Source organism: Aequorivita sediminis (assembly GCF_032080575.2).
Taxonomy (GTDB): domain Bacteria; phylum Bacteroidota; class Bacteroidia; order Flavobacteriales; family Flavobacteriaceae; genus Aequorivita; species Aequorivita sediminis.
Map to the genome: position 1 here is coordinate 443466 of NZ_JAVLSO020000002.1, position 23000 is coordinate 466465.

Below are 23000 nucleotides of genomic sequence, written 5' to 3' on the forward strand. Positions count from 1 at the left end.
GCTTTTTTGTAAAAAAGAAAAGCATTAGAAATAAGAAATACCAATAACACAGTAACATAATTACGGATGGAATTACAAGGAAAGATAAAATTAATAGACGAAACAAAAACCTTTGGAAGCAATGGGTTTAGAAAGCGTGAAATGGTGATTACAACTGAGGAACAGTATCCGCAGACTATAATGATTGAATTTGTTCAAGACAAAACCGATTTGCTAAATGCATACAAAGTTGGACAAGATGTTAAAGTTAGTATCAATATTCGTGGTCGTGAATGGGTAAATCCTCAAGGGGAAACTAAGTATTTTAATAGTATTCAAGGTTGGAGAATTGAGAATTTATCACAAGCACCTGATAACTCAGGAATGCCTCCAATGCCACCTGCAGATGCTTTTGAGCCTGCAAACAACTTTAAAGAAGAAGATCACGACGATCTTCCTTTTTAGAATACTTATTTAAGAAATAGTATAAAACATATAAACCTCGATGCGTACTAAACGTTTCGAGGTTTTTTATGAAACATAATTAGCAATTTTGAACAATGCATTTCTTAACTGAAAAACTTTGGTTTCCAAATATTGAAGAAGCAACGCTGGATGGGCTTCTTGCTATTGGTGGTGATCTTTCTGTCGAACGATTATTACTAGCATATAATTCTGGTATTTTCCCTTGGTATGAAGATGGACAACCAGTGCTTTGGTGGAGTCCAAATCCAAGAATGGTTCTAATGCCAAATAAGTTTAAAGTGTCTAAAAGCCTGAGGAAAATCATTAGAGACAATAAGTTTACAATTACTTTCAATAAAGATTTTAAATCTGTTATCTCATACTGCGCTTCTGTTCCACGGAAGGGTCAAAATGGTACTTGGATAACCAAAGAGATGCAGCAAGCATATATAGCGTTGCACAATGCTGGTTACGCTGTTTCTGTTGAGGTTTGGGAAGACAATAGGCTAGTGGGTGGCCTATACGGAATAGACCTTCCAAATAAGAAGGTGTTTTGTGGCGAAAGTATGTTTAGCCTAGTAAGCGATGCTTCAAAAGTGGCTTTTTATCACCTTTGTGAGTTTGTAAAATCGAAAGATTATAAGTTAATCGACTGCCAAATTTATAATGAACACCTAGAAAGATTAGGTGCAGAAGAGATGAAGAGAGCCGATTTTTTAAAAACACTTGAATCTAAGTAAATGGTTTTTTTTGTTAAATAAATCAATGACGTGGGTTAATTGCTTTATTTTCAGTTTTTTGTAGAAAAATAATCTAAACTATTATCATTTTATATAAGATTATTTGTTACCAATTACATTCCCCACATCTTCAATGATTTTAAAGCAAACATTTTTTATTTTTCTTTTAGTTAGCTGTGTCTCGATTAGCTCTTATTCTCAAAAGAATACTAGAGTTATGGATGTAAACAAGGATATTGATATAGTAAGAGTTTATGAGCAGGTAGTGCGCGAAGGGTACGGAACACCGTTTATATATAAGCACTTAGCAATAGCTTATTATTATAATAGCGAATATTCTAAAGCAATTACTTGGTTTCAGAAACTATTTTCTGTTGAGAAAAACACAGATCCTAATTTAGATTCACATTATCGTCAAGCTCTGAAAGCAGTTGCTGCAGCAGAATTAATGAAGTCTAAGAAGAATATTTATTAGAAAATTAAACTTGTTGATAACGGAAGCAATCAGTTATATGATCGTTTACCATTCCTACCGCTTGCATATATGCATAAACAACAGTACTACCCATAAATTTAAAACCTCTTTTCTTTAAATCTTTACTTATAGTATCACTTATTGGAGTGGTTGCCGGAACCTCTTTATGATTTTTCCAACTGTTTTTAATAGGTGTATTGTCAATAAACCTCCAAATATAATTGCTGAAGCTTCCAAATTCATTTTGAATTTTCATAAAAGCCTTGGCGTTGGATACAGAAGAATTTACCTTCAATTTATTTCGAATAATCCCACTGTTTTGAAGTAATTTATCAATTTTATTCTGATCGTATTTGGCTATTTTCTTGTAATCGAAATTATCAAAAGCCATCCTGAAATTTTCTCTTTTTCGAAGAATGGTAATCCAACTTAATCCCGCTTGAAAGCTCTCAAGAATAAGAAATTCAAACAGTATTTTGTCATCCTTAACTGCCACTCCCCATTCTTCGTCGTGATATTTTATATACAGCGGATCGGTGCCGCACCATGCACAGCGTATTTTATTACTATCCATAAGTTTATTCTTTAGATGGATACTACCCACTACAACTTGGTTAAGTATACAAATTATTGTTGCCCTGGGAAATTGAAAGTTATTGTACCCAATTGTTTTTCTTTTGAAGCATCGGTTGTAAAACGAGCTTGCTTTGAATAATCAAGGGCGGCATCTATTAAACATTGGTTGGAAGTTGTTGATGCCGATTTGTTGTAAGAGTTTTTTACAACTTTCCCAAGATTATTTACCTCAATATTTATCACCACCTTTCCATAGCCATAACAAGTATAAACAGGATTTGGTAAATCTATATCCTGACGGTTTACTAATCGATAACTAATGGTTGTATTTCTATTTCCACCTTTTACAACAGCCTCACCTTTATCATTAGTGTCGGTATTTGAAAACTTTGTTTTTTTCTCTCTATCAGGTTTAGAAACTTTAGTTGAAATATTTCCGTTCAAACTATTTTTAGAACTCTCCAAGGCTTCTTGCATTTCCTGAAGCTTGCCTTCGGTTGTTTCAGTTAATTCTCGATCTTCACTTTCAAAAGAAGTTTTATATTGTTCTGCCTCATTAAAAGCTTTGTTTGTTTCAATTCTACTAACTTCTGGAGTCAACTGCGCGATTTTCTCTTCTTTTTCTTCAGGCAATACCTCATCTGCCATTTCAACCTCATAGGTATCATAGTTGAGTTCTTCCTTTTGCTTTGAAAGTTTTATGCTAAATAAGAATAGCACAAGACTTCCTGTAAGAAGTGAAGTTATTAAAAAAGCTTTATATGAATAATTAAAATTCATTTATGCAAGTACTGAAATTTTATACAAAATTCCACAAAACACTTGAAAATTAGGGCGCTATTAGAAATATTTTAACTTGGAAGCGACGCTTCGAAGTCTGAGATGCCAATGGCGTTCGCTACGGAAAAATCACCAATCTTTGTTCTGCGCAATGCAGATAGATGAGCACCATTGTTAAGAGCCTTGCCAAAATCGTAAGCTAGAGACCGGATGTAAGTGCCTTTACTACAAACCACTCTAAAGTCTACATTTGGAAGGTCAATTCTTGTTATTTCAAACTCTGAAATAGTTATTTTTCTAAAGGGAATTTCAACTTCTTCGCCATTTCTAGCAAATTCATATAGGCGTTTTCCGTCTTTTTTCAACGCTGAAAATACTGGAGGTTGTTGTTGAATTTCACCTATAAATTGTCTAGTCGCCTTGTGTATTTGTTCTGAAGTGATTTCGGAAATATCAAAACGCTGATCAATTTCAGTTTCTAGGTCGTAGCTAGGTGTAGTAGCTCCAAGAGTGAAAGTCCCTGTGTACTCTTTTTCCTGAGCTTGAAAAGTGTCGATTTTCTTTGTAAACTTTCCCGAACAAATTATTAAAAGACCAGTTGCTAATGGGTCTAAAGTACCGGCGTGACCGACTTTAATTTTCTTAAATCCAAAAGATTTTTTAATTAACCAACGCACTTTGTTTACCGCCTGAAATGATGTCCATTCTAGTGGTTTGTCGATTAATATTACTTGGCCTTCTTTATAGTCTTCTCCTGTCATTTATATGTATAAGCTGGTTACTATTGCAATAATACCAACTATCACACAGTAGATTGAAAAATAACGTAGTTTACTCTTTTTAACTAAGGAAATCATCCAAGTACAAGCTATAAGTCCGCAGATAAACGCTGCAATAAATCCGACGCTTAAAGTTCCAAAATTAGTGCTTTGCGTTGTAATATCACCGCTTAGTAGATCCTTTGCAATTTTTCCAAAAATTAATGGAACAACCATTAAAAATGAAAATCTAGCAGCTTTAGATTTGTCGTTTCCTAATAATACTGAAGTAGAAATTGTAGCCCCACTTCGAGATATACCGGGTAGCATAGCAATTGCTTGAGCAACCCCAATAATAACTGAGTCTTTGAATGTTACAGGTTTTCCAGTGTTTTTAGCAAGATCGGCAAACCACAAAAGTACTGCTGTAACAATTAGCATAGCTCCTACAAAAGCAATACTTCCGCCAAAAAATGACTCTAATTCTTTTTCAAAAAGCAGACCGATTACAACGGCTGGAATCATTGAAAGAACAATTTTTGTTACAAATTGAGTTTCTTCGTTCCATTGAAACCTAAACAGTCCTGAAAAAATTTCAATAATATCTTTTCTAAACACTACAATGGTGCTTAAAGCCGTAGCGAAGTGAAGAATTACAGTAAAAAGTAAACTTTCTTCTGGAACTGATGTATCTCCTAATATTGCTTTTCCTAATTCAAGATGGCCACTTGAAGAAACTGGTAAAAATTCAGTAAATCCTTGGATAGCTCCAAGAATAATTGCGTCTAGATAATCCACTAATTCTGTTCTTTGTTATCAGGTTTTAATAATATGGCGTAAACTTCAATAGCAAACCCTATTAGAACTAAGGCAGGAGCTAAACGGATTCTTCTCCAATTATAAATTTCGGGATTAAAAACATTTGGGTCATCACTTCCACCGCCAGTCATTAAAATAAATCCCAATGCGATAAATGCAATGCCAATAAGCATAAACTTGTAGTTTTTACTTTCAAACACAAAGTCTGGCTTAAACCTTTCTTTATTTTTTTTCTCTCCCATTTTTAAAAATTTTTAATTTTTACGCATCACTAGTAATACAAATCGTCAGTTCTTAGGTTTAAGAATCGTTGTGTAGCAATAAACGTGCTTATCCATGTAATTATAACCCCCATCAAAAAGATGAAGACAAATAAACCTGCTAGCATAATTTTATCGCCTAATAATTGAAGTTGTGGGAAGCTTTCGTTTAAGTAATACAGCACCAATCCCATACCAATCATAGCAACAATAGCGCCTATTACCCCTAGTCTAACGCTTTTCCATACAAACGGCTTGCGAATAAACTTTTTGGTAGCACCTACCATCTGCATTGTTTTAATTGTAAACCTCTTTGCGTAAATACTAAGACGAATGCTGCTGTTTATTAATAATACAGCTATAAATGTAAAAATACCGCTAATCACTAAAATCCAAAAGCTTATGCGTTTTACGTTGTCGGTAAGTTGGGCAATTAAAGGCTTGTCGTATATAACATCGTCTACAAAACCTTTTTCTTTCAGCTCTGTAGTGATTTCTTCCATTTTTTGTGGCGTTACGTAATCGGCTAAAATGTAAACGTCAATACTATTTTGAAGTGGGTTTTCGCCTAAATATTCTATAAAATTCTCTCCTAAAGTCTCTTGGTGCTCCTTAGCAGCGTCTTCTTTTGAAACAAATTCAGCGCTTTTGGTGTATTCTGCTAATGCCAAACTTTGTTTGAGCTGGGTGATTTCAACTTCTTTGGCGCTGTCTTTAAGGAAAACAGTAATTGCAATTTGTTCTTTAAAGTAGTCTGCTACTTTTTTAGAATTTAAAACTAACAATCCCAGTAATCCCAATAGAAATAGCACTAGTGATATACTGATTACTACTGAAAAGTAGGAAGAAATCAATCTGCGTTTTTGATATTTTTCAAAAGAAGCACTCATAGGGTTTGTAGAATTTTGCCGTAAAAATACAAGTAATTTTGCATCTTGCACTAAACAACGTTTAAAGTTTTGACTTTCGTACAATAGCAGTAAATTTGTGCCCAATCTCCTGAACATATACAAGGGGCTGTTTTTTTACTTGAAACTAATAGAATGAGCAAATATCACTTCAACGAAATAGAAGCAAAATGGCAAGAATATTGGGCCAAAAACCAAACTTTTAAAGCTGAAAATAGCAGTGGAAAGCCAAAATACTACGTTTTGGATATGTTTCCTTATCCTTCTGGAGCAGGACTGCACGTAGGACATCCACTTGGTTATATTGCTAGTGATGTTTACTCAAGATTTAAGCGTCATCAAGGTTTTAATGTCTTGCACCCGATGGGTTATGATTCTTTCGGATTGCCGGCAGAACAGTATGCAATTCAAACAGGGCAACATCCAGCAGAAACCACCCAAGTGAATATTGAAGGTGGAGTTGATAAAAATGGAAATGAAATTGAAGGCTATCGCAAACAATTAGATAGAATTGGCTTTTCATTCGATTGGAGTCGTGAAGTTCGTACTTCCAACCCTGAATATTACAGATGGACTCAATGGATTTTCTTACAACTTTTTGAAAGTTGGTATGATAACGACGTGGACAAAGCACGTGCTATCGAAGAATTAATAGGTATTTTTTCTGCTGAAGGAAACAGGAATATAAATGCAGTTTGTGACGAAGATGTTGAGGTTTTTACCTCACACCAATGGGAAGAGTTTTCTGAAACTAAGAAACAGGAAATCCTTTTAAAATATAGGCTTACATATCTAGCTGAAACAGAAGTAAACTGGTGTCCAGAGCTTGGAACCGTTTTGGCGAACGACGAAATTGTAAATGGTGTTTCTGAACGCGGAGGTTATCCTGTAGTCCGAAAAAAGATGAAGCAGTGGAGTATGCGAATTACTGCATATGCACAACGTTTATTAGACGGTCTTAAGGATATCGATTGGCCACAGCCTCTAAAAGATTCTCAAACCAATTGGATAGGAAGAAGCAAAGGAGCTTCTGTTAAGTTTAGAGTTCTAAATTCAGCGTTAGAAGAAAAATCGCCAATTGAAATCTCAGTGTTCACAACCCGTCCAGATACAATTTTTGGTGTGAGCTTTATGGTATTGGCACCTGAACACGAATTAGTTTCAAAAATTACCACAGCCGAACAAAAAGAAGCAGTTGAAAATTACATAGCTGTTACCGCAAAACGCAGTGAGCGCGAGCGTATGGCAGATGTTAAAACCATCACAGGAGTTTTTACAGGAGCTTATGCCGAACATCCATTCTCAGGGGAGGCAATTCCTATTTGGATTGGGGATTATGTATTGGCTGGATATGGCACTGGTGCTGTAATGAGTGTTCCTTGTGGAGACCAACGTGATTATGATTTCGCAAAACACTTCAACTTACCGATTCCAAATATTTTTAAAGGAGTAGATATTTCAGAGGAAGCGTATTCCGATAAAGAAAATACAGTTATCACAAATAGTGATTTCTTAAACGATTTAAATTATAAGCAGGCAACAGAAAAAATCATCGCTGCTTTAGAAGAAAAAGGAGTAGGTGAAGGTAAAATAAACTACCGTTTACGCGATGCAGTTTTTAGCCGACAAAGATACTGGGGAGAGCCATTTCCAATTTTCTACAAAGATGGAATGCCACAAGCAGTACCAACTGAATGTTTACCGCTGCACCTTCCTGAAGTTGAAAAATACTTGCCAACCGAAGAAGGCGAGCCGCCATTAGGCCGTGCAGAGAATTGGGCTTGGGATACAGAAAACAATACTGTGGTTAGTAATAAACTTGTAGATAATAAAACTATTTTTCCACTAGAGTTGAATACCATGCCAGGTTGGGCAGGGAGTAGCTGGTACTTCTTCCGTTATATGGAAGATGCCAAACGCAACAAAGTTTTCGCTTCTAAAGAAGCTATGGACTACTGGGAAAATGTAGACTTGTATATAGGTGGTAGCGAACACGCAACAGGACATTTATTATACAGCCGTTTTTGGGTGAAGTTTATGAGTGATCGCGGATTGGTGCCTGTAGAAGAACCGTTTAAAAAGCTTATCAACCAAGGAATGATTTTGGGTGAAAGTGCGTTTGTTCATAGAATTGAAGGAGAAAACAAATTTGTTACTGCTTCCTTGGTAAAGGATTATGTAACACAGCCAATTCATGCAGATGTCTCTCTAGTAAACATTCAAAACGAAGTGAATATTTCTGCTTTTAAAAATTGGCGGGAAGAGTTTAAAAACGCAGAATTTATTACTGAAGAAGATGGAACTTTCAAAGCTTCTCGCGAGGTAGAGAAAATGTCTAAGTCTAAGTTCAATGTTGTTAATCCCGATGATATTTGCGAGCAGTACGGAGCTGATACATTAAGGATGTACGAAATGTTTCTTGGGCCGCTGGAACAAGCAAAACCATGGAATACTGCGGGAATAACAGGAGTACACGGTTTCCTTAAAAAATTGTGGAAGTTGTATCACTCTGGCGCAGATGAAAGCTTTAATGTTTCTGAAGATGCGGCGTCAAAAGACAGTATGAAAACGTTGCATAAAACAATTAAGAAAGTAGAGGAGGATATCGAGAACTTTAGTTTTAATACTTCAGTTTCATCTTTTATGATTGCGGTAAATGAGCTTTCGGCACAGAAATGTAATTCTAGAGAAGTTTTAGAGCCTCTCGCTATTCTAATTTCACCTTATGCACCGCATATTGCAGAAGAGCTTTGGAGTAAATTAGGCCATTCTGAAAGTATTGCTACAGCATCATTCCCAAGGTTTGATGAAAAACATTTGGTTGAAAGTAGTAAAGAGTATCCTATATCATTTAATGGGAAAATGCGCTTTACCTTAGAACTTTCCTTAGATCTAACCAAAGACGAAATAGAATCTGCCGTAATGTCACACGAGAAAACAGCTCAATATTTAGAGGGTCGTACACCTAAAAAGGTGATAATTGTACCTGGAAAAATTGTAAATATTGTAGGATAAATTTTTGCACGTTTTTTGATATATTGTTTTTGTAAACTTTGTGTCTTGTAGAATTACGAAGTAGATTTACAAAGCACAAGTTATTAACGTTATAGAAAAAGAAACAAACAAACCTAAAACATTAAAATTATGATGGGATATTATGTAATTGCTGGACTTATCTTTTTGGTAAGCTGGTATGTTAGCAATAAACTAAAAAGTAAGTTTAAAAAATACAGCAAAATCCATCTTCAAAATGGAATGAGCGGTAAAGAAATCGCTGAAAAAATGCTTGCCGATAATGGAATTACGGACGTAAGAGTTATCTCGGTTGCGGGACAATTAACAGATCACTACAATCCAGCAGATAAAACTATTAATCTAAGTGAACCAGTTTATATGCAACGAAATGCTGCGGCTGCGGCTGTAGCTGCACATGAATGCGGTCACGCGGTACAGCATGCTACTGCTTATAGCTGGTTGCAACTGCGTTCTAAAATTGTTCCCGCAGTAAGTGTATCTAGTAAATTATCCAATTTTGTGATTATGGCTGGACTTATTTTATTTGCTACAGGTTCTGCTTTTGGAACCTGGGTGTTTGGAATTGGAATAGCATTGTTTGCCGTAACTACTGCCTTTGCATTTATTACCCTTCCGGTGGAATTTGACGCTAGTAAAAGAGCATTAGTTTGGTTGGAAACTAATAATATGGTGACACCACAAGAACACGAAGGTGCAAAAGATGCTTTAAAATGGGCGGCGAGAACTTATGTAGTAGCTGCAATTGGGTCTTTAGCAACCTTACTATATTTTATCTCAATATTTTTAAATAGAGATTAACACATACACCGTATATATAAATAATAAAAGCCTGCATTCCTGCAGGCTTTTATTGTTTATAGCTTTAAACTAAGCGACTATCCTAAGTGAAGGTTTTCTGGATTGTAGCCTAAATATTTCACTTCTTCTTCTTTAAAAATCACACCGTGATCCTCAAGTTCTTTTAAGATTGGTTCGTAAACCTCTTTGGCAATAGGACGCTGAACCCCAGGTGTAGTAATTTCACCGTTAAGGATTTTTATAGCGGCGATAGCAACTGGTAATCCTACGGTTTTTGCCATGGCGGTATGGGTTTGATCTTCACCAATTAATGTCATATGACTGTCAATTTGATGTTTTTCCCCGTTTAATTCATAACCAAACTTGTGGTACATAACTATCATATCTTTATCCTCTTCTGATAAAGTCCATTTTTCCTCTAATATTTTTTGAAGAGCCATGGCAGGCGTAGCATTTTTAATACCAATAGTTTTCTTATCGTTGAAAATGTCTAGTTCCTCAAGTTTTTCCCACATTAAATCGTCTTGATCGATTTTTAATGCATAACGAAGCTTAAGTTCAACTGAATCTGTTGGAGAATAAGCTAAGAATAAATTCACGAAATCACGATAGGTCAAGTTTTCGGAGTCTGGGATAGTATAAGTGTCATCCGTCATTCCAAGTTGAACAAACATATTCCATGCTTTGCTAAACCCAACTCTTCGTATGGTTCCGCGATATAAAGTAAGAATATCTTCAAGTTTATAAACAGATTGGTATTGCAGTGAGTTTCTGTTTGCTAACACTTCAAACTTTCCATAACCTTCAATATTGATAAATTCGGTTCTACGGAAAAGTCTGTGGTAAGGGATGTATTTGTACTTTCCTTCCTGAATAAATTCAGCAGCGCCTCCCTGACCAGCTAAAACTACGTTTCTTGGATTCCAAGTGAATTTATAATTCCATAGATTGTCATCACTTTCTGGAGCAATTAATCCACCACAAAACGATTCAAAAAGAAGCATTTTACCGCCTTTTTCTCTAATTCTGTCTATAATTTGCATCGCACTCATATGGTCAACCCCAGGGTCAAGGCCTATTTCATTCATAAAAATTAGTCCTTTTGCCTCAGCTTTGGGGTTAAGAGCTTGCATTTCTTTACTGACATATGATGCAGTAACCATGTTTTTTCCAAGCGCTAGGCAGTCTTTAGCTACTTCAATATGATAGCGAGCTGGTAGCATTGAGATTACTAAATCACTATTTTTAACAGCTTCTTTTCGTTGTGCGTCATTAAATACATCTAGTAATATCCCTTTTGCATTAGGGTGATTTTGAATTAACTTTTTTGCAGATTGTATTGAAATGTCACCAATGGTTATAAAAAGATTTTCTTCTTCACTTTTGTCTAGCAAATATCGAATTAAGCTTGTTGCAGATCTTCCTGCACCTATTATTAATATGTTTCTCATTGGGAGAGTTTTTTTGTTAACTTTGAAGTTTATTTAAGAAGGACGAAATTACTAATTCCAAATTTTAAAAATGACAGTTTTTGATAAAAATGTAGCTGCAACAGCTTCGATTATTTTAGCAATTACCATTGGTATTGGAGCATTTGGAGCGCATAGTTTAAAGGAAGTGTTAAATTCATCATCTCTCATAACTTTTGAAGTTGGAGTGCGTTATCAAATGTATCATGGTCTTGCGATTTTAATTTTAGGACTAGTTCCTTTAATACCGCAACAGCTAAAAAAGAAAATATTTTGGTTGTTCCTTACAGGTATTATATTTTTCTCAGGGTCAATATATTTGTTGTCGATGAATGAAATTCTGTCATTTGACACATCGGTTATAGGTTTTATTACTCCTATCGGTGGATTATTGTTTATGGTAGGCTGGATTTTGTTAGCATTTGGAATTTTAACGTTAAAGAAGCGATAAATTTATTTTAAATTCAGAAGTCTGTATAAGAATTGTTATTTTTGTGCACTTCAAAAAACTAAAACAAGTTATGGTGGGTAATAACCAAACTAAAAAAATGATTTCCATAGATGAATATGGAATCAAAAACGCAAAAGTTAAGTATCAACTTTCATCTCAAGAACTTCACGAGGAAACTTTACAAAAGGGCCAGGGGAAGGAATCTAGCACGGGTGCCCTAGCTATTAATACTGGGGAGTTCACAGGGAGATCTCCAAAAGACAGGTTTATTGTAAAGGACGATGTAACACGTGATAAAGTATGGTGGGGAAATATTAATATTCCATTTCCACCGAGTATGTTTGACGCGCTTTACGACAAGGTTACAGACTACCTTTCGGGGAAAGATGTTTATGTTCGAGATAGCTATGCTTGTGCGGAGGAAGATTACAAACTTAACATTCGGGTAATTACTGAAACTCCTTGGTCTAATATGTTTGCTCACAATATGTTTCTTCGTCCCACAGATGAAGAGCTTGCAAGCTTTGATCCAGAATGGTTAATTGTAAATGCACCAGGATTTATGGCAGATCCAGAGGTTGATGGAACACGTCAGCACAATTTTGCTATTTTGAACTTTACAAAAAAGATTGCACTTATTGGTGGTACTGGGTACACAGGTGAAATTAAGAAGGGAATTTTCTCTGCTCTTAACTTTATACTACCTGTTTACAAAAATACTATGCCAATGCACTGTTCTGCCAATGTAGGTGAAGATGGTGAAACAGCTATTTTCTTTGGTCTTTCAGGAACTGGAAAAACTACGCTTTCTGCGGATCCAGAGCGCAGATTAATTGGTGATGATGAGCACGGTTGGACAGCAGATAACAAAATCTTCAACTTTGAAGGTGGATGTTACGCTAAGGTTATTAACCTTTCTCAAGAAAACGAACCAGATATTTACAACGCTATTAAGCCTGGGGCTATTTTAGAAAACGTTGTGATGAATGATAAAGGCGAAGTAGACTTTGCCGATACATCTATTACACAAAACACGCGTGTAAGTTATCCGATTTACCATATAAATAATATTCAGAAGCCTTCTATGGGTGAAAACCCTAAGAATATTTTCTTCTTAACGGCAGATGCTTTTGGTGTGTTACCTCCAATATCAAAATTAACTCCAGGGCAAGCTGCTTACCACTTTATTAGTGGATACACCGCTAAAGTTGCTGGTACTGAAGAAGGAATTAACGAGCCAACACCGAGCTTCTCAGCTTGTTTTGGTGCACCTTTTATGCCACTTCATCCTACAGAATACGCAGAAATGCTAAGTAAGAAGATGAAGGATTCTGGTGTGAATGTTTGGTTGATAAACACTGGATGGACTGGTGGTCCTTACGGAGTTGGAAACAGAATGAAATTAAAGTACACTCGTGCAATGATTGCCGCAGCTTTAGAAGGTGAATTAAAAGATGTCGAATTTGAAAGACATCCAATCTTCAACTTAATGATGCCTAAATCTTGCCCTAATGTACCTTCTGAAATCTTAAACCCGAAAGATACTTGGAAGAATAAAAAAGCTTATGATATTCAGGCTAAAGAACTTTCAAATTCATTTAAGGAGAACTTCTCAAAGTTTGAAGCTTATGCTAATGATGAGATTTTATCAGGTGCTCCAGCTTCAGAATAATCAGTAAAATATATAAATACAAAAAGGCTTACCATTTGGTAAGCCTTTTTTTTGCAATTAATCGAAGTAATATTATTTCTTATTATTAACTTCTTTTATGTATTTCTCCAATGCCATAGTCATAGATGGTGTTTCAGGCGTTGGAGCTTGAATGTCTACGCGTAAACCTAACTCAGTAGCCGCTTTTACTGTAGTATTCCCAAAAACAGCGATACGAGTGTCGTTTTGTTTGAAATCTGGGAAATTTTCGAATAGTGATTCTATTCCGCTAGGGCTAAAGAATACTAAGATATCGTAATAAACATCGCGAAGATTAGATAAATCACTAATTACTGTTTTGTAAAAAGTTGCTTCTTTCCAATCTACTTTAAGATCATTTAAAACCGATGGCACTTCAGGCTTTAATTTGTCTGATGTTGGTAATAAGAATTTTTCATTCTTATACTTCTTAATAAGAGGAGCTAGTTCAGGAAAAGTTCTTTTTCCTACATAAATTTTTCTCTTTCTATAAACAACATATTTTTGAAGATAGTAAGCAACAGCTTCGCTCTGACAAAAATATTTCATAGTATCTGGTACTTTAAATCTAAGCTCTTCTGCAATACGAAAAAAATGATCTACAGAATTTCGACTCGTAAGAATTAAAGCCGTGTATTTTGTAAGATCAACCTTTTGAGTGCGGACTTCTTTACTAGAAACGCCTTCAACGTGTATGAAAGGAACGAAATCTATCTTTACCTTTTGCCTCTCAATAAGGTCAAAATAAGGCGAGTTTTCAATTTTAGGCTCAGGTTGGGAAACCAAAATAGTTTTCACTTTCATAAGGAATTACGATTTTTTAATGAGACAAAATCCGATTTAAATAAACAATTTATAAAGAATTATATAAGGTGCAATTTCAAGTGCGCAAAGATACAAAATAAAATACAAGAAATTACCTAATATTAAATCTCCATTTTTTTTATAACTGTACAACAGTACAATAGCGTTTAACAGTAATAAAATTGAGGTAAAGATGAGTATTGAAATAGTTGTTGGTGGATAAATATATAGGAAGAATAAATTGCCGATAAAGAATAAAATCCCCAAATAGTTGCGATAACTAAGTTTCTGATACAAATAATTATTGATAATCAAGTCTAATGAAAAGATATTAGCTATGATTTTTTCTAATGAAAATTTCATTAAAACAAATAAGCTATAAGCAGTGCAAATTTGCACAAAAAGCCACTTATTATGCTGAACCTCAAGAGGATTGAATACGGTGTATATAATGTAAGCAAAAATCGAAACACTTATTATTTGAGTTACAAATAACAACATGTTAAACGGATGTTTTAACTCATCACTTTTTCCGTGTACAAAGAAATATTGATTGGTTATTGGGAGTAAAGAGAACTCTTGAAATCTACGAGGGTAAAAATATTTTGCAACGGCAAATAGAGCGAAGCAGCCAACCAGCAAAAATGTAGCCCAATCTGAAGAGATTATTATTCTTTCGCTAAATTCCACGCAATAAATTTTTAGCAAAGGTACGGTAAATTATAGTTTCAGATTAAAGTGTCAAATAGAATTATCTTCACAATTATTTGACCAAAAAAGGGTACATTTGCGCTAAAATTGCAGTATGTCTAAGGCGTTAGTAGTGGTGCCAACCTACAATGAAATCGAAAATATAGAGCGACTTTTGCGCACTATATTTTCATTACAGCGCGAATTTCACGTTTTGGTTGTAGATGACAACTCTCCTGATGGTACAGGACAAGTGGTAGAAGCAAATTTGCACATTTACCCCGAAAAACTTTTTATTTTAAAACGTGCAAAGAAAATAGGTTTGGGTTCGGCATATATTGCTGGGTTTAAATGGGGATTAGCTAATAATTACGATTACATTTTTGAGATGGATGCTGATTTTTCGCATAATCCAAACGATTTAATTCGCTTGTACAATGCTTGCCATAAAGACGGTAACGATATGGCTATTGGTTCGAGGTATGTTACTGGTGTAAACGTGGTAAATTGGCCAATGAGCAGAGTTTTGCTATCTTGGTTGGCTTCAAAATATGTGCGTCTTATCATGGGAGTAGATATTTATGATACTACGGCTGGTTTTATTTGTTATAAAAGTGAAGTGCTGCAAAAAATAAATCTTAACAACATACGTTTTGTGGGGTATGCATTTCAAATTGAAATGAAATTTAAGGCCCACCTAAGTAATTTTAAAATAACAGAAGTACCGGTAATTTTTACCGATAGAACAAAAGGCGAATCAAAAATGAGTTCTGGAATAATTTCTGAAGCTATTTTTGGTGTAATTGCTATGAAACTTAAAAGTGTATTTAATAGAAAAAAATTCAATGAAAGCAGTTTTAATTAAGAATGCGAATATTGTAAATGAAGGGAAAATCTTTAAAGGCGATGTGCTTGTAAATGATGGTCGAATTACGGATGTGTCGGAAACAATTAGTATGAAAACTGCCGATACTAAAATCATTGATGCTGATGGAAGCTATTTATTGCCAGGGATGATTGATGATCAAGTACATTTTAGAGAACCAGGGTTAACACATAAAGCAAATATTGAAACTGAGTCTAAAGCCGCAGTTGCTGGAGGTATTACTTCATTTATCGAAATGCCAAACACAGTTCCTCAAGCTACAACAATCGATTTGTTAGAAGAAAAGTTTGAGATAGCTTCTAAAACTTCTTGGGCTAACTATTCGTTTATGTTTGGTGGAACAAACAATAACTTGGAAGAAATTTTAAAAGTAGACCCTAAAAAAGTAGCAGGTTTGAAACTGTTTCTTGGTTCTTCAACAGGAAACATGTTGGTGGACGATCCAAAAATATTAGAAGAAATCTTCAGCAAAACAAACTTGCTGATTTCTGCACATTGTGAGGATGAGGCAACTATAAAACAAAATTTAGAAAAATATAAAGCCGAATACGGTGAGGATATACCAATTGAAATGCACCCAAAAATCAGAAGTGAGGAGGCTTGTTATATTTCATCGTCTAGAGCAATAAAACTCGCTCAAAAAACTGGAGCAAGACTTCATGTGTTTCACGTTTCAACAGAAAAAGAAACGCATCTTTTTAGTAATAAAAAACCTTTGGCAGAAAAGAAAATTACGGCTGAAGTTTGTGTGCATCACTTATGGTTTACAGACCAGGATTATAAAAGCAAGGGCACTAAAATTAAATGGAATCCTGCTGTAAAAACTCAAAAGGATAAGGATGGATTGCTAAAAGCACTTTTGGATGATCGCATAGATGTAATAGCAACAGACCATGCGCCACATACTTTGGAGGAGAAAAACAATAACTATTTAAATGCGCCATCAGGCGGACCATTGGTGCAGCACGCCCTAGTAGCTTTATTGGAGTTATATCATCAAGGCAAAATATCTCTTGAAAAAATTGTTGAGAAGACAGCTCATAATCCAGCGATATTGTTTCAAATAAAAGAACGTGGTTTTATTCGCAAAGGTTACAAAGCCGATTTGGTTCTTGTTGATTTAAATTCACCTTGGAATGTAAAGAAAGAAAATATTCTTTATAAATGTGGTTGGTCACCTTTTGATGGAAAAATATTTAAATCACGTGTGACTCATACCTTAGTAAATGGTATTGTAGTTTATGAAAACTCAAAATTTCCAAACAAGAGCAACCCAGAAAGACTTACTTTCAATAGATAATGAAGCAAGCAATCATTTTAATATTATTCGTTTTATGTGCTTTAAGCTGTCAGGATGTTAATATGCCAGAAAAGCCCGAAAACCTCATTGCTAAAGATAAAATGATTGATATTCTTAAGGAAACCTATCTGATTAATGCGGCTAGAAGTGTAAATAATAAAGCCATAATTTCAAAGGGTATAAAGATAGATTCTATGATTTATTCTAAGTATCAAATTGATAGTTTGCAGTTTGCAAAAAGTAATGCATATTATTCTTCTGATGTAAATAGTTATATGATAATGATTCAAAAAGTAGAAAGTGAATTATTGTCTATGCGGGAAGAAATGGATAGCATTATTAAGTTAGATAGGGCGAGAAGAGACAGTATTAGTGAAAGATTAAATTCGGCTAATAAAGTCGACACTTTAAATTGAAGCTTTTTTAATCTCAGTTACAATTCTTTTTAGTGTGTCATCGGTTGGTGTGTACCTAAAATCGAATTGATTTTTTAGTTTATCAGCGTTGTAGGCTGTTTTTGTGAACATAGACAGGACATTAGCTTTTACAACTTTTCTTTTGGTGTTAAAAAGCTTGTTCAATAGCCAATCTATTCTGCTAATTAATAACATAATTCCTTTAGAAAGTTTCTTTGTAGGTGGTTTCTTTTCAAATAATACAGCTAGTTTGGATAACAATTCTTTAAAGGTAATGTTTTCACCAACTATAATGTACTGTTTATTTTTAACCTCAGAATTCATTAATAGAATCATTGCGCGCACTACATCTTTTATGTCTACAATACCCATCGATCCACTAGGGTAAAAAGGAATTCCTTTGGCACCTAGTCCTACTATAATTCCACTACCATCATTATTTGGGGAAGTGCCGAGGATTACTCCGGGATTAACTATTACAGCGTCTAAGCCTTCCTGAGTTCCACGCCATACTTCCATTTCGGCACCGTATTTTGTAATAGCGTAAACGCTGTTTTTACCATCTGAATTCCATGGGGTTTCTTCAGAGATATAACTATCTACTATGTTGCTTCCTAAAGTGGAAACTGAACTAACATAACACATCTTCTTTATGTCGTTAGCAAGAGAAAGATTTACAATATTGGCTGTGCCTTCTATATTTACTTTTTTCAGTAGTTTATATTCTGAAGGATTGAAGCTAATTATTGCAGCACAATGGTAAACTCGGGTGATATTTTTAAAAGCCTCTGTAAGTGCAGGAATGTCGGTTATACTTGCTTCTACCCATTCAATTTTATCGTAAAGTGAATCAGCTTCAGAAGTGTATAAGGAAAAGATTTTTTTTACAGAATCTAAATCGCTTTTCGCTCTGTGAATTGCTCGCACTTTTTCATTTTCCTGTAAAAGAAAATACAAAAGATGTGAGCCTACCAAACCTGTACCACCAGTAACTAAAATCATAAAGCTAAAATAGTCAAAAGGAATTCGAATTCGAAATTCAATTACATTTATGTTTCTAGTATAATTAAAGCAAATTATTCGATGGTAAAAGGTTTCTAGTTTACTTAATATTTGTAATCTGTTTTCAAAGTAAATTGTACTTCTACATGCTTAGTGCAGCATAACTAATTCAAATTATAATTCTTGAACATTGAATCTTTAAACGATAAACGTATCTTTGCACCCTTAAATTCCGCAATAAAGGTATAGGATAAAAAAATAAAAAATGAAGCTAAAAAATTTCGTTGAAGAACTACAATGGCGAGGCATGATACACGACGTAATGCCAGAAACTGAAGAGCATCTTATGAAAACCATGCGTTCTGCGTATGTTGGATTTGACCCAACTGCAGATTCGTTGCACATTGGGAATCTTGTTCCTATTATGCTATTGTCGTTTTATCAGCGTAGCGGACATAGACCTGTTGCTTTGGTGGGTGGAGCTACTGGGATGATTGGAGACCCTTCAATGAAGAGTAGCGAGCGAAATTTGTTAGATGAAAAAACTCTTAAAAGAAATCAAGAAGGTGTTAGAAATCAACTATCGCAATTCCTAGACTTTACTTCTGGAGCTGAAAATCAAGCTGTGCTTGTAAACAATTACGATTGGATAAAGGAATTTTCTTTCCTTGACTTTATTCGTAACGTAGGTAAGCATATCACCGTAAATTATATGATGGCTAAAGATTCTGTAAAAACTAGATTAAGTGGTGAGAGTGCCGATGGTCTGTCGTTTACAGAATTTACTTACCAATTGATTCAAGGATACGATTTTGTTCATTTGAACAGAAACTTAGACTGTACTTTACAAATGGGGGGTAGTGATCAATGGGGGAATATAACAACTGGTACCGAACTTTTAAGAAGAATGGACAGCACAAAAGGCTACGCGCTTACGTGTCCGTTAATTACTAAAAGTGATGGGACCAAGTTTGGGAAAAGTGAAGGCGGCAACGTTTGGCTTGACGCTAATAAAACATCACCTTACAAATTTTACCAATATTGGTTAAATACTAGCGATGAGGATGCTGAAAAATACATTAAGGTCTTCACCTTTTTAGATAGAGAGACTATTGAAGCTTTAATTGCTGAACATAGAGAAGCACCACATATGCGTTTACTTCAGAAAAGATTGGCTCAAGAAGTTACAACTACAGTGCACAGTGAAGAAGAGTTTGAAAATGCCGTAAAAGCTTCAGAAATTTTGTTTGGTAAATCTACTTCAGAAGATCTAAAACAATTAAATGAGCAAACATTTCTCGATGTTTTCGACGGAGTGCCTCAAGCAGAAATCTCTGAGGAAGACATTAAAAATGGAGTTGATATTATCGGCGCCTTAGCTGAAAAAACAGGATTTTTAAAATCTAATGGAGAAGCGCGTCGCGCATTAAAAGAAAATTCAATTTCAGTTAATAAAGAAAAAGTTTCAGACAATTTTACTGTTACTGAAAACGATTTGATTAACAATCAATTTGTTCTATTACAAAGAGGTAAGAAGAATTACTTTATTATAAAAGTGGTATAAACTGTAAGCGGTTTAAGTTATTTTCTAAAAAATTAAAAATCCCCTGCATAGAATGCACGGGGATTTTCAGATTAACTAACCAACCAAATTATGAAAAATCATCACTTTTTCATAGAGGATATGTCGTAACGTTTTAGAGTTACTTACGTTTACATATAATAAAATAATGTTAAAAAAATGATTAAAAAACCATCAGGTTACAACCGCGAATATCGCTGTTATCGAAACGCCCAATAACTTCGAAGGTATCGTCACGAAAAATCTTCCCTAAGTCTTGTGTAGCAATAAAGGAACAGGAGTAAAGATTGGCAAAATCGATTACATTAATACCTCCAGTTTTTTCAATGGTATAGGAAAGCGCATCTTCAGTGTCGCGCGTTAGAATTTTCATCCAGGGCGGACAAGAAAAAACACCATCCCCAACAGAATACGCTTGTGAAAGTAGTTCAGTCATCCCGTATTCACTGTGAATTTTTTCTACTCCAAAGCCATTTTTTAAGATTTGGTGTAACTCCTCTTTTATCATTTCTTTCCTTCTGCCTTTCATGCCTCCAGTTTCCATAATAATAGTATTCTTTAATTGAAATTTTTTCTTTTCAATTAAATCTAACAATGCGTAAGACACCCCTATAAGAATTGTTTTCTGTTCTCTTTGTTCTAGAAATTCAAGTTTTTCAATTAGTTTATCAGTTTCATAAAGATAGAAACCACTATTAGAGTTGTTGCTCTTGTTAATTAAATCTTCTACCATGTAAATAAGCGAAGATCCTTTCCGCTCCAAATAAGAAGGAAGAAGAGCTAAGATGGTATAATCTTCTGGATTCCCATATTGGTTTTTAAAAGCCTTTAAGAAACTTGATTCGTACAATTTTAAGCTTTTAACATAATGCTTACTCGTAATTGTACCAGTTGTCCCACTACTTGTAAATACTGTTTCTTCAACTGTGTTTTTAGCAATAATCTTGTGGGTTTTAAAAAATTGAATAGGAAGAAAAGGAATTTCTTTTAGAGATTTTATTTCTGTAGCGTTTACATTTAGATGGTTACAAAACTTTTGATATACCGCTATATTTTCATATTGAAAGCGGAAGATCGCCAATGCCATTTGCTCAAATTCTTCGGGAGAAGTGATATTAAAAATTTCCTTTTCGAGCATAATTTATAAGAGGGTATTTTTTTTCAAAAATAGATAAATAAAAAAGCCCTTGCCAAAACAAGAGCTTTAAAAATTCTACTCTCGATACTTTATCTAACAATTAGCTTTTTAATAGTGGAATCCTTTCCTTGTTCAATATTCAAGATATAAACACCGCTGTTTAAATTAGAAATATCAAGCCTATCGCCATTAATTGTAGTGGATATAACTTCCTTACCCAGTATATCATAGATGGTGATTTTTTTAGTGTCATTCAGATTTGAAGTTATATAGATATATCCTTTCTCTGCGGGATTTGGGTAAATGTTGGTTTTATACGTTGAAAATTTTTTTACACCTATCGCGCCATCAAAAACAATATTATCAAACCAAAACGATTCTGAAGTAGCATTATTTCTTCCTTCAATAACCAATTGTACAATAGTATCTGGAGATAGTTGCGCTTCTACGGTTTGCCATTGAAGTAAATATTCGCCAATGGAAGAGTCGAAGGGAACGAAGTCGTCAAGATTGCTTCCCGTTGAATTAAATAAATCAATTTCAACTTGATTGGTTAAATCCTTCACAAAGATTCTAAGTCTATCGTGACCAGATTCGTTAATAGTTCCGTCACCTTCATAATTCCCTTTGGTAGGATTACTATTAATAGATAAAAGAAAATCAACAAATACCACAGGTGCAGATACACCCGATAAATCAACTTCGTCAAACTTTAAAATAAAGTTCCCATCGGTATCACTCATTCTATACCCGTTAGCACCATCTGTAAAAGTTACGGTTGATGAAGGTTTAGTTTTGGTTACACCAACGTAATCTCCATCGGTAGAACCAACTCCTGGAGTGTCATATGGAATATATGAGGCTTTAAAACCAAGCTCAATCCCGGTACTTGTAAAGTTGACAAGAGGTTCATTGGCATTGTTAATCAAGTCGTGTGCAACATTGGGGTCGCCTGTATCTGTGTACTTCCCAGCAAATACCTCTGGCTCTTCAAAGCTAGTACTTGCTATTTGAGAAAAAGTTACAACACTAACGAGGAGTGCGGCAAATAAAGTAATTTTTTTCATGGCAAGAGATTTTATGTTGATTAGTAAATATACAAAATAATTTAATTAAATAACTGAAAATCAGTAGGTTGAGTTTATTTTTAAAATTATTTTGATTTATGTCGCTACTTAAGCAATATGTTATCTTAAGGTTATCTTATAGTTAACAATAAACGTGCTAAAGTTATCCTGCGATTAATAATAGTATCTTTACAGCATCAAAAAACAACTGGTTTTAAGTATGAAAAAAAAGGATATAACAATTTTATTAGTAGATGACGAACCAGATATTCTTGAAATAGTGCGATACAATTTAGCCCTAGAAGGATATAAAATTGAAACAGCAGAAAATGGTGTTGAGGCAATCGATAAGGCTAAAAAAGTAAAGCCTCAGCTTATCATTATGGATGTTATGATGCCTAAAATGGATGGCATTGAGGCGTGCGAAAAAATAAGATCTATTCCAGATTTATCAGAAACAGTGATTACGTTTTTAAGCGCTCGCGGTGAAGATTTTTCTCAAGTTGCTGGTTTAGACGCTGGAGCAGACGATTATATTACAAAACCTATAAAGCCAAAGGTTCTTGTAAGTAAGGTAAAAGCTTTGCTTCGCAGGTTTAAGGATGAGGAAGAAAGCGATAAAATGAAATTAGGTGACCTTGTTATCAATCGCGAAGAGTATAAGATCTTGCTAGGAAAAGAAGAGATAATGCTACCGAAGAAAGAATTTGAACTCCTAGCACTACTTGCATCAAAACCAGGTAAAGTGTTTAAGCGTGAGAATATTTTAGATAGTATTTGGGGAAATGACGTTATAGTAGGAGGTCGAACTATTGATGTACACATTCGAAAACTTCGCGAGAAAATAGGCGACGAAAGGTTTAAAACAGTTAAAGGTGTTGGTTATAAATTCGTTATTTAAAACACCTATT

24 protein-coding genes are annotated in these 23000 nt (G+C 34.7%); 12 read left to right on the forward strand and 12 right to left on the reverse strand.

Annotated elements, in window-relative coordinates; all coding sequences use genetic code 11:
- Window positions 1–66 precede the first annotated feature (66 nt).
- From RT250_RS05485 to RT250_RS05495, 3 genes are all read left to right on the forward strand, one after another.
- On the forward strand, window positions 67–444 hold the full coding sequence (locus RT250_RS05485; protein ID WP_313112855.1) for a DUF3127 domain-containing protein: 378 nt from the start codon (window positions 67–69) through the stop codon (window positions 442–444).
- Between the two features lie 95 nt (window positions 445–539).
- A complete protein-coding gene (aat, locus tag RT250_RS05490; RefSeq protein WP_313112856.1) occupies window positions 540–1184 on the forward strand; it encodes a leucyl/phenylalanyl-tRNA--protein transferase in 645 nt (214 codons plus the stop codon).
- 217 nt (window positions 1185–1401) lie between these two features.
- On the forward strand, window positions 1402–1659 hold the full coding sequence (locus RT250_RS05495) for a hypothetical protein (RefSeq protein ID WP_313112857.1): 258 nt from the start codon (window positions 1402–1404) through the stop codon (window positions 1657–1659).
- Between the two features lie 4 nt (window positions 1660–1663).
- Here RT250_RS05495 and RT250_RS05500 read toward each other — a convergent pair whose 3' ends face one another.
- From RT250_RS05500 to RT250_RS05525, 6 genes are all read right to left on the reverse strand, one after another.
- Window positions 1664–2233: a DNA-3-methyladenine glycosylase I gene (locus tag RT250_RS05500; protein ID WP_313112858.1), complete on the reverse strand. Its 570-nt coding sequence runs from the start codon at window positions 2231–2233 to the stop codon at window positions 1664–1666.
- Window positions 2234–2286: 53 nt separating this feature from the next.
- Window positions 2287–3015 carry a hypothetical protein gene (locus RT250_RS05505; protein WP_313112860.1) on the reverse strand — a complete coding sequence of 243 codons (729 nt, stop codon included), beginning with the start codon at window positions 3013–3015 and terminating at the stop codon, window positions 2287–2289.
- 71 nt (window positions 3016–3086) lie between these two features.
- Window positions 3087–3776: a tRNA pseudouridine(55) synthase TruB gene (gene truB, locus RT250_RS05510; protein WP_313112861.1), complete on the reverse strand. Its 690-nt coding sequence runs from the start codon at window positions 3774–3776 to the stop codon at window positions 3087–3089.
- Window positions 3777–4571: an undecaprenyl-diphosphate phosphatase gene (locus RT250_RS05515; RefSeq protein ID WP_313112863.1), complete on the reverse strand. Its 795-nt coding sequence runs from the start codon at window positions 4569–4571 to the stop codon at window positions 3777–3779.
- Window positions 4571–4834 (reverse strand): DUF3098 domain-containing protein, encoded by a 264-nt coding sequence (locus RT250_RS05520; RefSeq protein ID WP_271393426.1) that lies wholly within the window; start codon window positions 4832–4834, stop codon window positions 4571–4573. Before RT250_RS05520 ends, RT250_RS05515 begins: the two co-directional genes overlap by 1 nt.
- A gap of 29 nt (window positions 4835–4863) precedes the next feature.
- Window positions 4864–5742: a cell division protein FtsX gene (locus tag RT250_RS05525; protein ID WP_313113060.1), complete on the reverse strand. Its 879-nt coding sequence runs from the start codon at window positions 5740–5742 to the stop codon at window positions 4864–4866.
- 153 nt (window positions 5743–5895) lie between these two features.
- Between RT250_RS05525 and leuS the strand changes: the two genes are divergently transcribed.
- Together leuS and RT250_RS05535 are read left to right on the forward strand one after the other, a co-directional pair.
- Window positions 5896–8775, forward strand: a complete 2880-nt coding sequence (leuS, locus tag RT250_RS05530) for a leucine--tRNA ligase (RefSeq protein WP_313112866.1) — start codon at window positions 5896–5898, stop codon at window positions 8773–8775.
- Between the two features lie 129 nt (window positions 8776–8904).
- Entirely contained in the window at window positions 8905–9594 is a 690-nt protein-coding gene (locus tag RT250_RS05535) for a zinc metallopeptidase (RefSeq protein ID WP_185099102.1), read from the forward strand.
- Between the two features lie 77 nt (window positions 9595–9671).
- Here RT250_RS05535 and RT250_RS05540 read toward each other — a convergent pair whose 3' ends face one another.
- Window positions 9672–11045: a saccharopine dehydrogenase family protein gene (locus RT250_RS05540; protein WP_313112870.1), complete on the reverse strand. Its 1374-nt coding sequence runs from the start codon at window positions 11043–11045 to the stop codon at window positions 9672–9674.
- 70 nt (window positions 11046–11115) lie between these two features.
- Between RT250_RS05540 and RT250_RS05545 the strand changes: the two genes are divergently transcribed.
- Window positions 11116–11514 (forward strand): DUF423 domain-containing protein, encoded by a 399-nt coding sequence (locus tag RT250_RS05545; protein ID WP_313112871.1) that lies wholly within the window; start codon window positions 11116–11118, stop codon window positions 11512–11514.
- A 70-nt stretch (window positions 11515–11584) separates the two neighbouring features.
- The gene (gene pckA, locus RT250_RS05550; RefSeq protein WP_313112873.1) at window positions 11585–13186 is read left to right on the forward strand and encodes a phosphoenolpyruvate carboxykinase (ATP); all 1602 of its coding nucleotides are present in this window, start codon (window positions 11585–11587) and stop codon (window positions 13184–13186) included.
- A 72-nt stretch (window positions 13187–13258) separates the two neighbouring features.
- Here the strand turns inward: pckA and RT250_RS05555 are convergent, their stop codons facing one another.
- The gene (locus RT250_RS05555; RefSeq protein ID WP_313112875.1) at window positions 13259–14008 is read right to left on the reverse strand and encodes a uroporphyrinogen-III synthase; all 750 of its coding nucleotides are present in this window, start codon (window positions 14006–14008) and stop codon (window positions 13259–13261) included.
- A gap of 36 nt (window positions 14009–14044) precedes the next feature.
- Window positions 14045–14698: a DUF4271 domain-containing protein gene (locus tag RT250_RS13620; protein WP_353963217.1), complete on the reverse strand. Its 654-nt coding sequence runs from the start codon at window positions 14696–14698 to the stop codon at window positions 14045–14047.
- 115 nt (window positions 14699–14813) lie between these two features.
- Between RT250_RS13620 and RT250_RS05560 the strand changes: the two genes are divergently transcribed.
- The 3 genes from RT250_RS05560 to RT250_RS05570 all read left to right on the forward strand — a co-directional run bounded on the left by RT250_RS05560 (window position 14814) and on the right by RT250_RS05570 (window position 17300).
- The gene (locus RT250_RS05560; RefSeq protein ID WP_313112877.1) at window positions 14814–15563 is read left to right on the forward strand and encodes a polyprenol monophosphomannose synthase; all 750 of its coding nucleotides are present in this window, start codon (window positions 14814–14816) and stop codon (window positions 15561–15563) included.
- Window positions 15544–16884 carry a dihydroorotase gene (locus tag RT250_RS05565; protein ID WP_313112878.1) on the forward strand — a complete coding sequence of 447 codons (1341 nt, stop codon included), beginning with the start codon at window positions 15544–15546 and terminating at the stop codon, window positions 16882–16884. Before RT250_RS05560 ends, RT250_RS05565 begins: the two co-directional genes overlap by 20 nt.
- Before the next feature lie 62 nt (window positions 16885–16946).
- The gene (locus tag RT250_RS05570) at window positions 16947–17300 is read left to right on the forward strand and encodes a DUF4296 domain-containing protein (protein ID WP_313112879.1); all 354 of its coding nucleotides are present in this window, start codon (window positions 16947–16949) and stop codon (window positions 17298–17300) included.
- Here the strand turns inward: RT250_RS05570 and RT250_RS05575 are convergent.
- Entirely contained in the window at window positions 17292–18302 is a 1011-nt protein-coding gene (locus RT250_RS05575; protein ID WP_313112880.1) for an NAD-dependent epimerase/dehydratase family protein, read from the reverse strand. The genes RT250_RS05570 and RT250_RS05575 overlap by 9 nt on opposite strands.
- 265 nt (window positions 18303–18567) lie before the next feature.
- Here RT250_RS05575 and tyrS point away from each other — a divergent pair, with 265 nt between their 5' ends.
- Window positions 18568–19866 carry a tyrosine--tRNA ligase gene (gene tyrS, locus RT250_RS05580; protein ID WP_313112882.1) on the forward strand — a complete coding sequence of 433 codons (1299 nt, stop codon included), beginning with the start codon at window positions 18568–18570 and terminating at the stop codon, window positions 19864–19866.
- Window positions 19867–20047: 181 nt separating this feature from the next.
- Here tyrS and RT250_RS05585 read toward each other — a convergent pair whose 3' ends face one another.
- Entirely contained in the window at window positions 20048–21025 is a 978-nt protein-coding gene (locus tag RT250_RS05585; RefSeq protein WP_494337397.1) for a LuxE/PaaK family acyltransferase, read from the reverse strand.
- 86 nt (window positions 21026–21111) lie between these two features.
- Window positions 21112–22089: a T9SS type A sorting domain-containing protein gene (locus tag RT250_RS05590; RefSeq protein ID WP_313112885.1), complete on the reverse strand. Its 978-nt coding sequence runs from the start codon at window positions 22087–22089 to the stop codon at window positions 21112–21114.
- 220 nt (window positions 22090–22309) lie between these two features.
- On the opposite strand from RT250_RS05590, the gene RT250_RS05595 reads away from it, so the two are divergent.
- On the forward strand, window positions 22310–22990 hold the full coding sequence (locus RT250_RS05595; RefSeq protein WP_139853887.1) for a response regulator transcription factor: 681 nt from the start codon (window positions 22310–22312) through the stop codon (window positions 22988–22990).
- Window positions 22991–23000: the final 10 nt, after the last annotated feature.

Excerpts from the sequence above, each read along its gene's own strand:
- RT250_RS05485 (WP_313112855.1), top strand. The coding sequence starts at position 67 with ATGGAATTACAAGGAAAGATAAAATTAATAGACGAAACAAAAACCTTT.
- RT250_RS05595 (WP_139853887.1), top strand. The coding sequence starts at position 22,310 with ATGAAAAAAAAGGATATAACAATTTTATTAGTAGATGACGAACCAGAT.
- aat (WP_313112856.1), top strand. The coding sequence starts at position 540 with ATGCATTTCTTAACTGAAAAACTTTGGTTTCCAAATATTGAAGAAGCA.
- tyrS (WP_313112882.1), top strand. The coding sequence starts at position 18,568 with ATGAAGCTAAAAAATTTCGTTGAAGAACTACAATGGCGAGGCATGATA.
- RT250_RS05570 (WP_313112879.1), top strand. The coding sequence starts at position 16,947 with ATGCCAGAAAAGCCCGAAAACCTCATTGCTAAAGATAAAATGATTGAT.
- RT250_RS05560 (WP_313112877.1), top strand. The coding sequence starts at position 14,814 with ATGTCTAAGGCGTTAGTAGTGGTGCCAACCTACAATGAAATCGAAAAT.
- RT250_RS05495 (WP_313112857.1), top strand. The coding sequence starts at position 1,402 with ATGGATGTAAACAAGGATATTGATATAGTAAGAGTTTATGAGCAGGTA.
- RT250_RS05525 (WP_313113060.1), bottom strand. The coding sequence starts at position 5,742 with ATGAGTGCTTCTTTTGAAAAATATCAAAAACGCAGATTGATTTCTTCC.
- truB (WP_313112861.1), bottom strand. The coding sequence starts at position 3,776 with ATGACAGGAGAAGACTATAAAGAAGGCCAAGTAATATTAATCGACAAA.
- RT250_RS05540 (WP_313112870.1), bottom strand. The coding sequence starts at position 11,045 with ATGAGAAACATATTAATAATAGGTGCAGGAAGATCTGCAACAAGCTTA.
- RT250_RS05590 (WP_313112885.1), bottom strand. The coding sequence starts at position 22,089 with ATGAAAAAAATTACTTTATTTGCCGCACTCCTCGTTAGTGTTGTAACT.
- leuS (WP_313112866.1), top strand. The coding sequence starts at position 5,896 with ATGAGCAAATATCACTTCAACGAAATAGAAGCAAAATGGCAAGAATAT.
- RT250_RS05505 (WP_313112860.1), bottom strand. The coding sequence starts at position 3,015 with ATGAATTTTAATTATTCATATAAAGCTTTTTTAATAACTTCACTTCTT.
- RT250_RS05535 (WP_185099102.1), top strand. The coding sequence starts at position 8,905 with ATGATGGGATATTATGTAATTGCTGGACTTATCTTTTTGGTAAGCTGG.
- RT250_RS05565 (WP_313112878.1), top strand. The coding sequence starts at position 15,544 with ATGAAAGCAGTTTTAATTAAGAATGCGAATATTGTAAATGAAGGGAAA.
- RT250_RS05555 (WP_313112875.1), bottom strand. The coding sequence starts at position 14,008 with ATGAAAGTGAAAACTATTTTGGTTTCCCAACCTGAGCCTAAAATTGAA.
- RT250_RS05575 (WP_313112880.1), bottom strand. The coding sequence starts at position 18,302 with ATGATTTTAGTTACTGGTGGTACAGGTTTGGTAGGCTCACATCTTTTG.
- RT250_RS05520 (WP_271393426.1), bottom strand. The coding sequence starts at position 4,834 with ATGGGAGAGAAAAAAAATAAAGAAAGGTTTAAGCCAGACTTTGTGTTT.
- RT250_RS05545 (WP_313112871.1), top strand. The coding sequence starts at position 11,116 with ATGACAGTTTTTGATAAAAATGTAGCTGCAACAGCTTCGATTATTTTA.
- RT250_RS05500 (WP_313112858.1), bottom strand. The coding sequence starts at position 2,233 with ATGGATAGTAATAAAATACGCTGTGCATGGTGCGGCACCGATCCGCTG.
- pckA (WP_313112873.1), top strand. The coding sequence starts at position 11,585 with ATGGTGGGTAATAACCAAACTAAAAAAATGATTTCCATAGATGAATAT.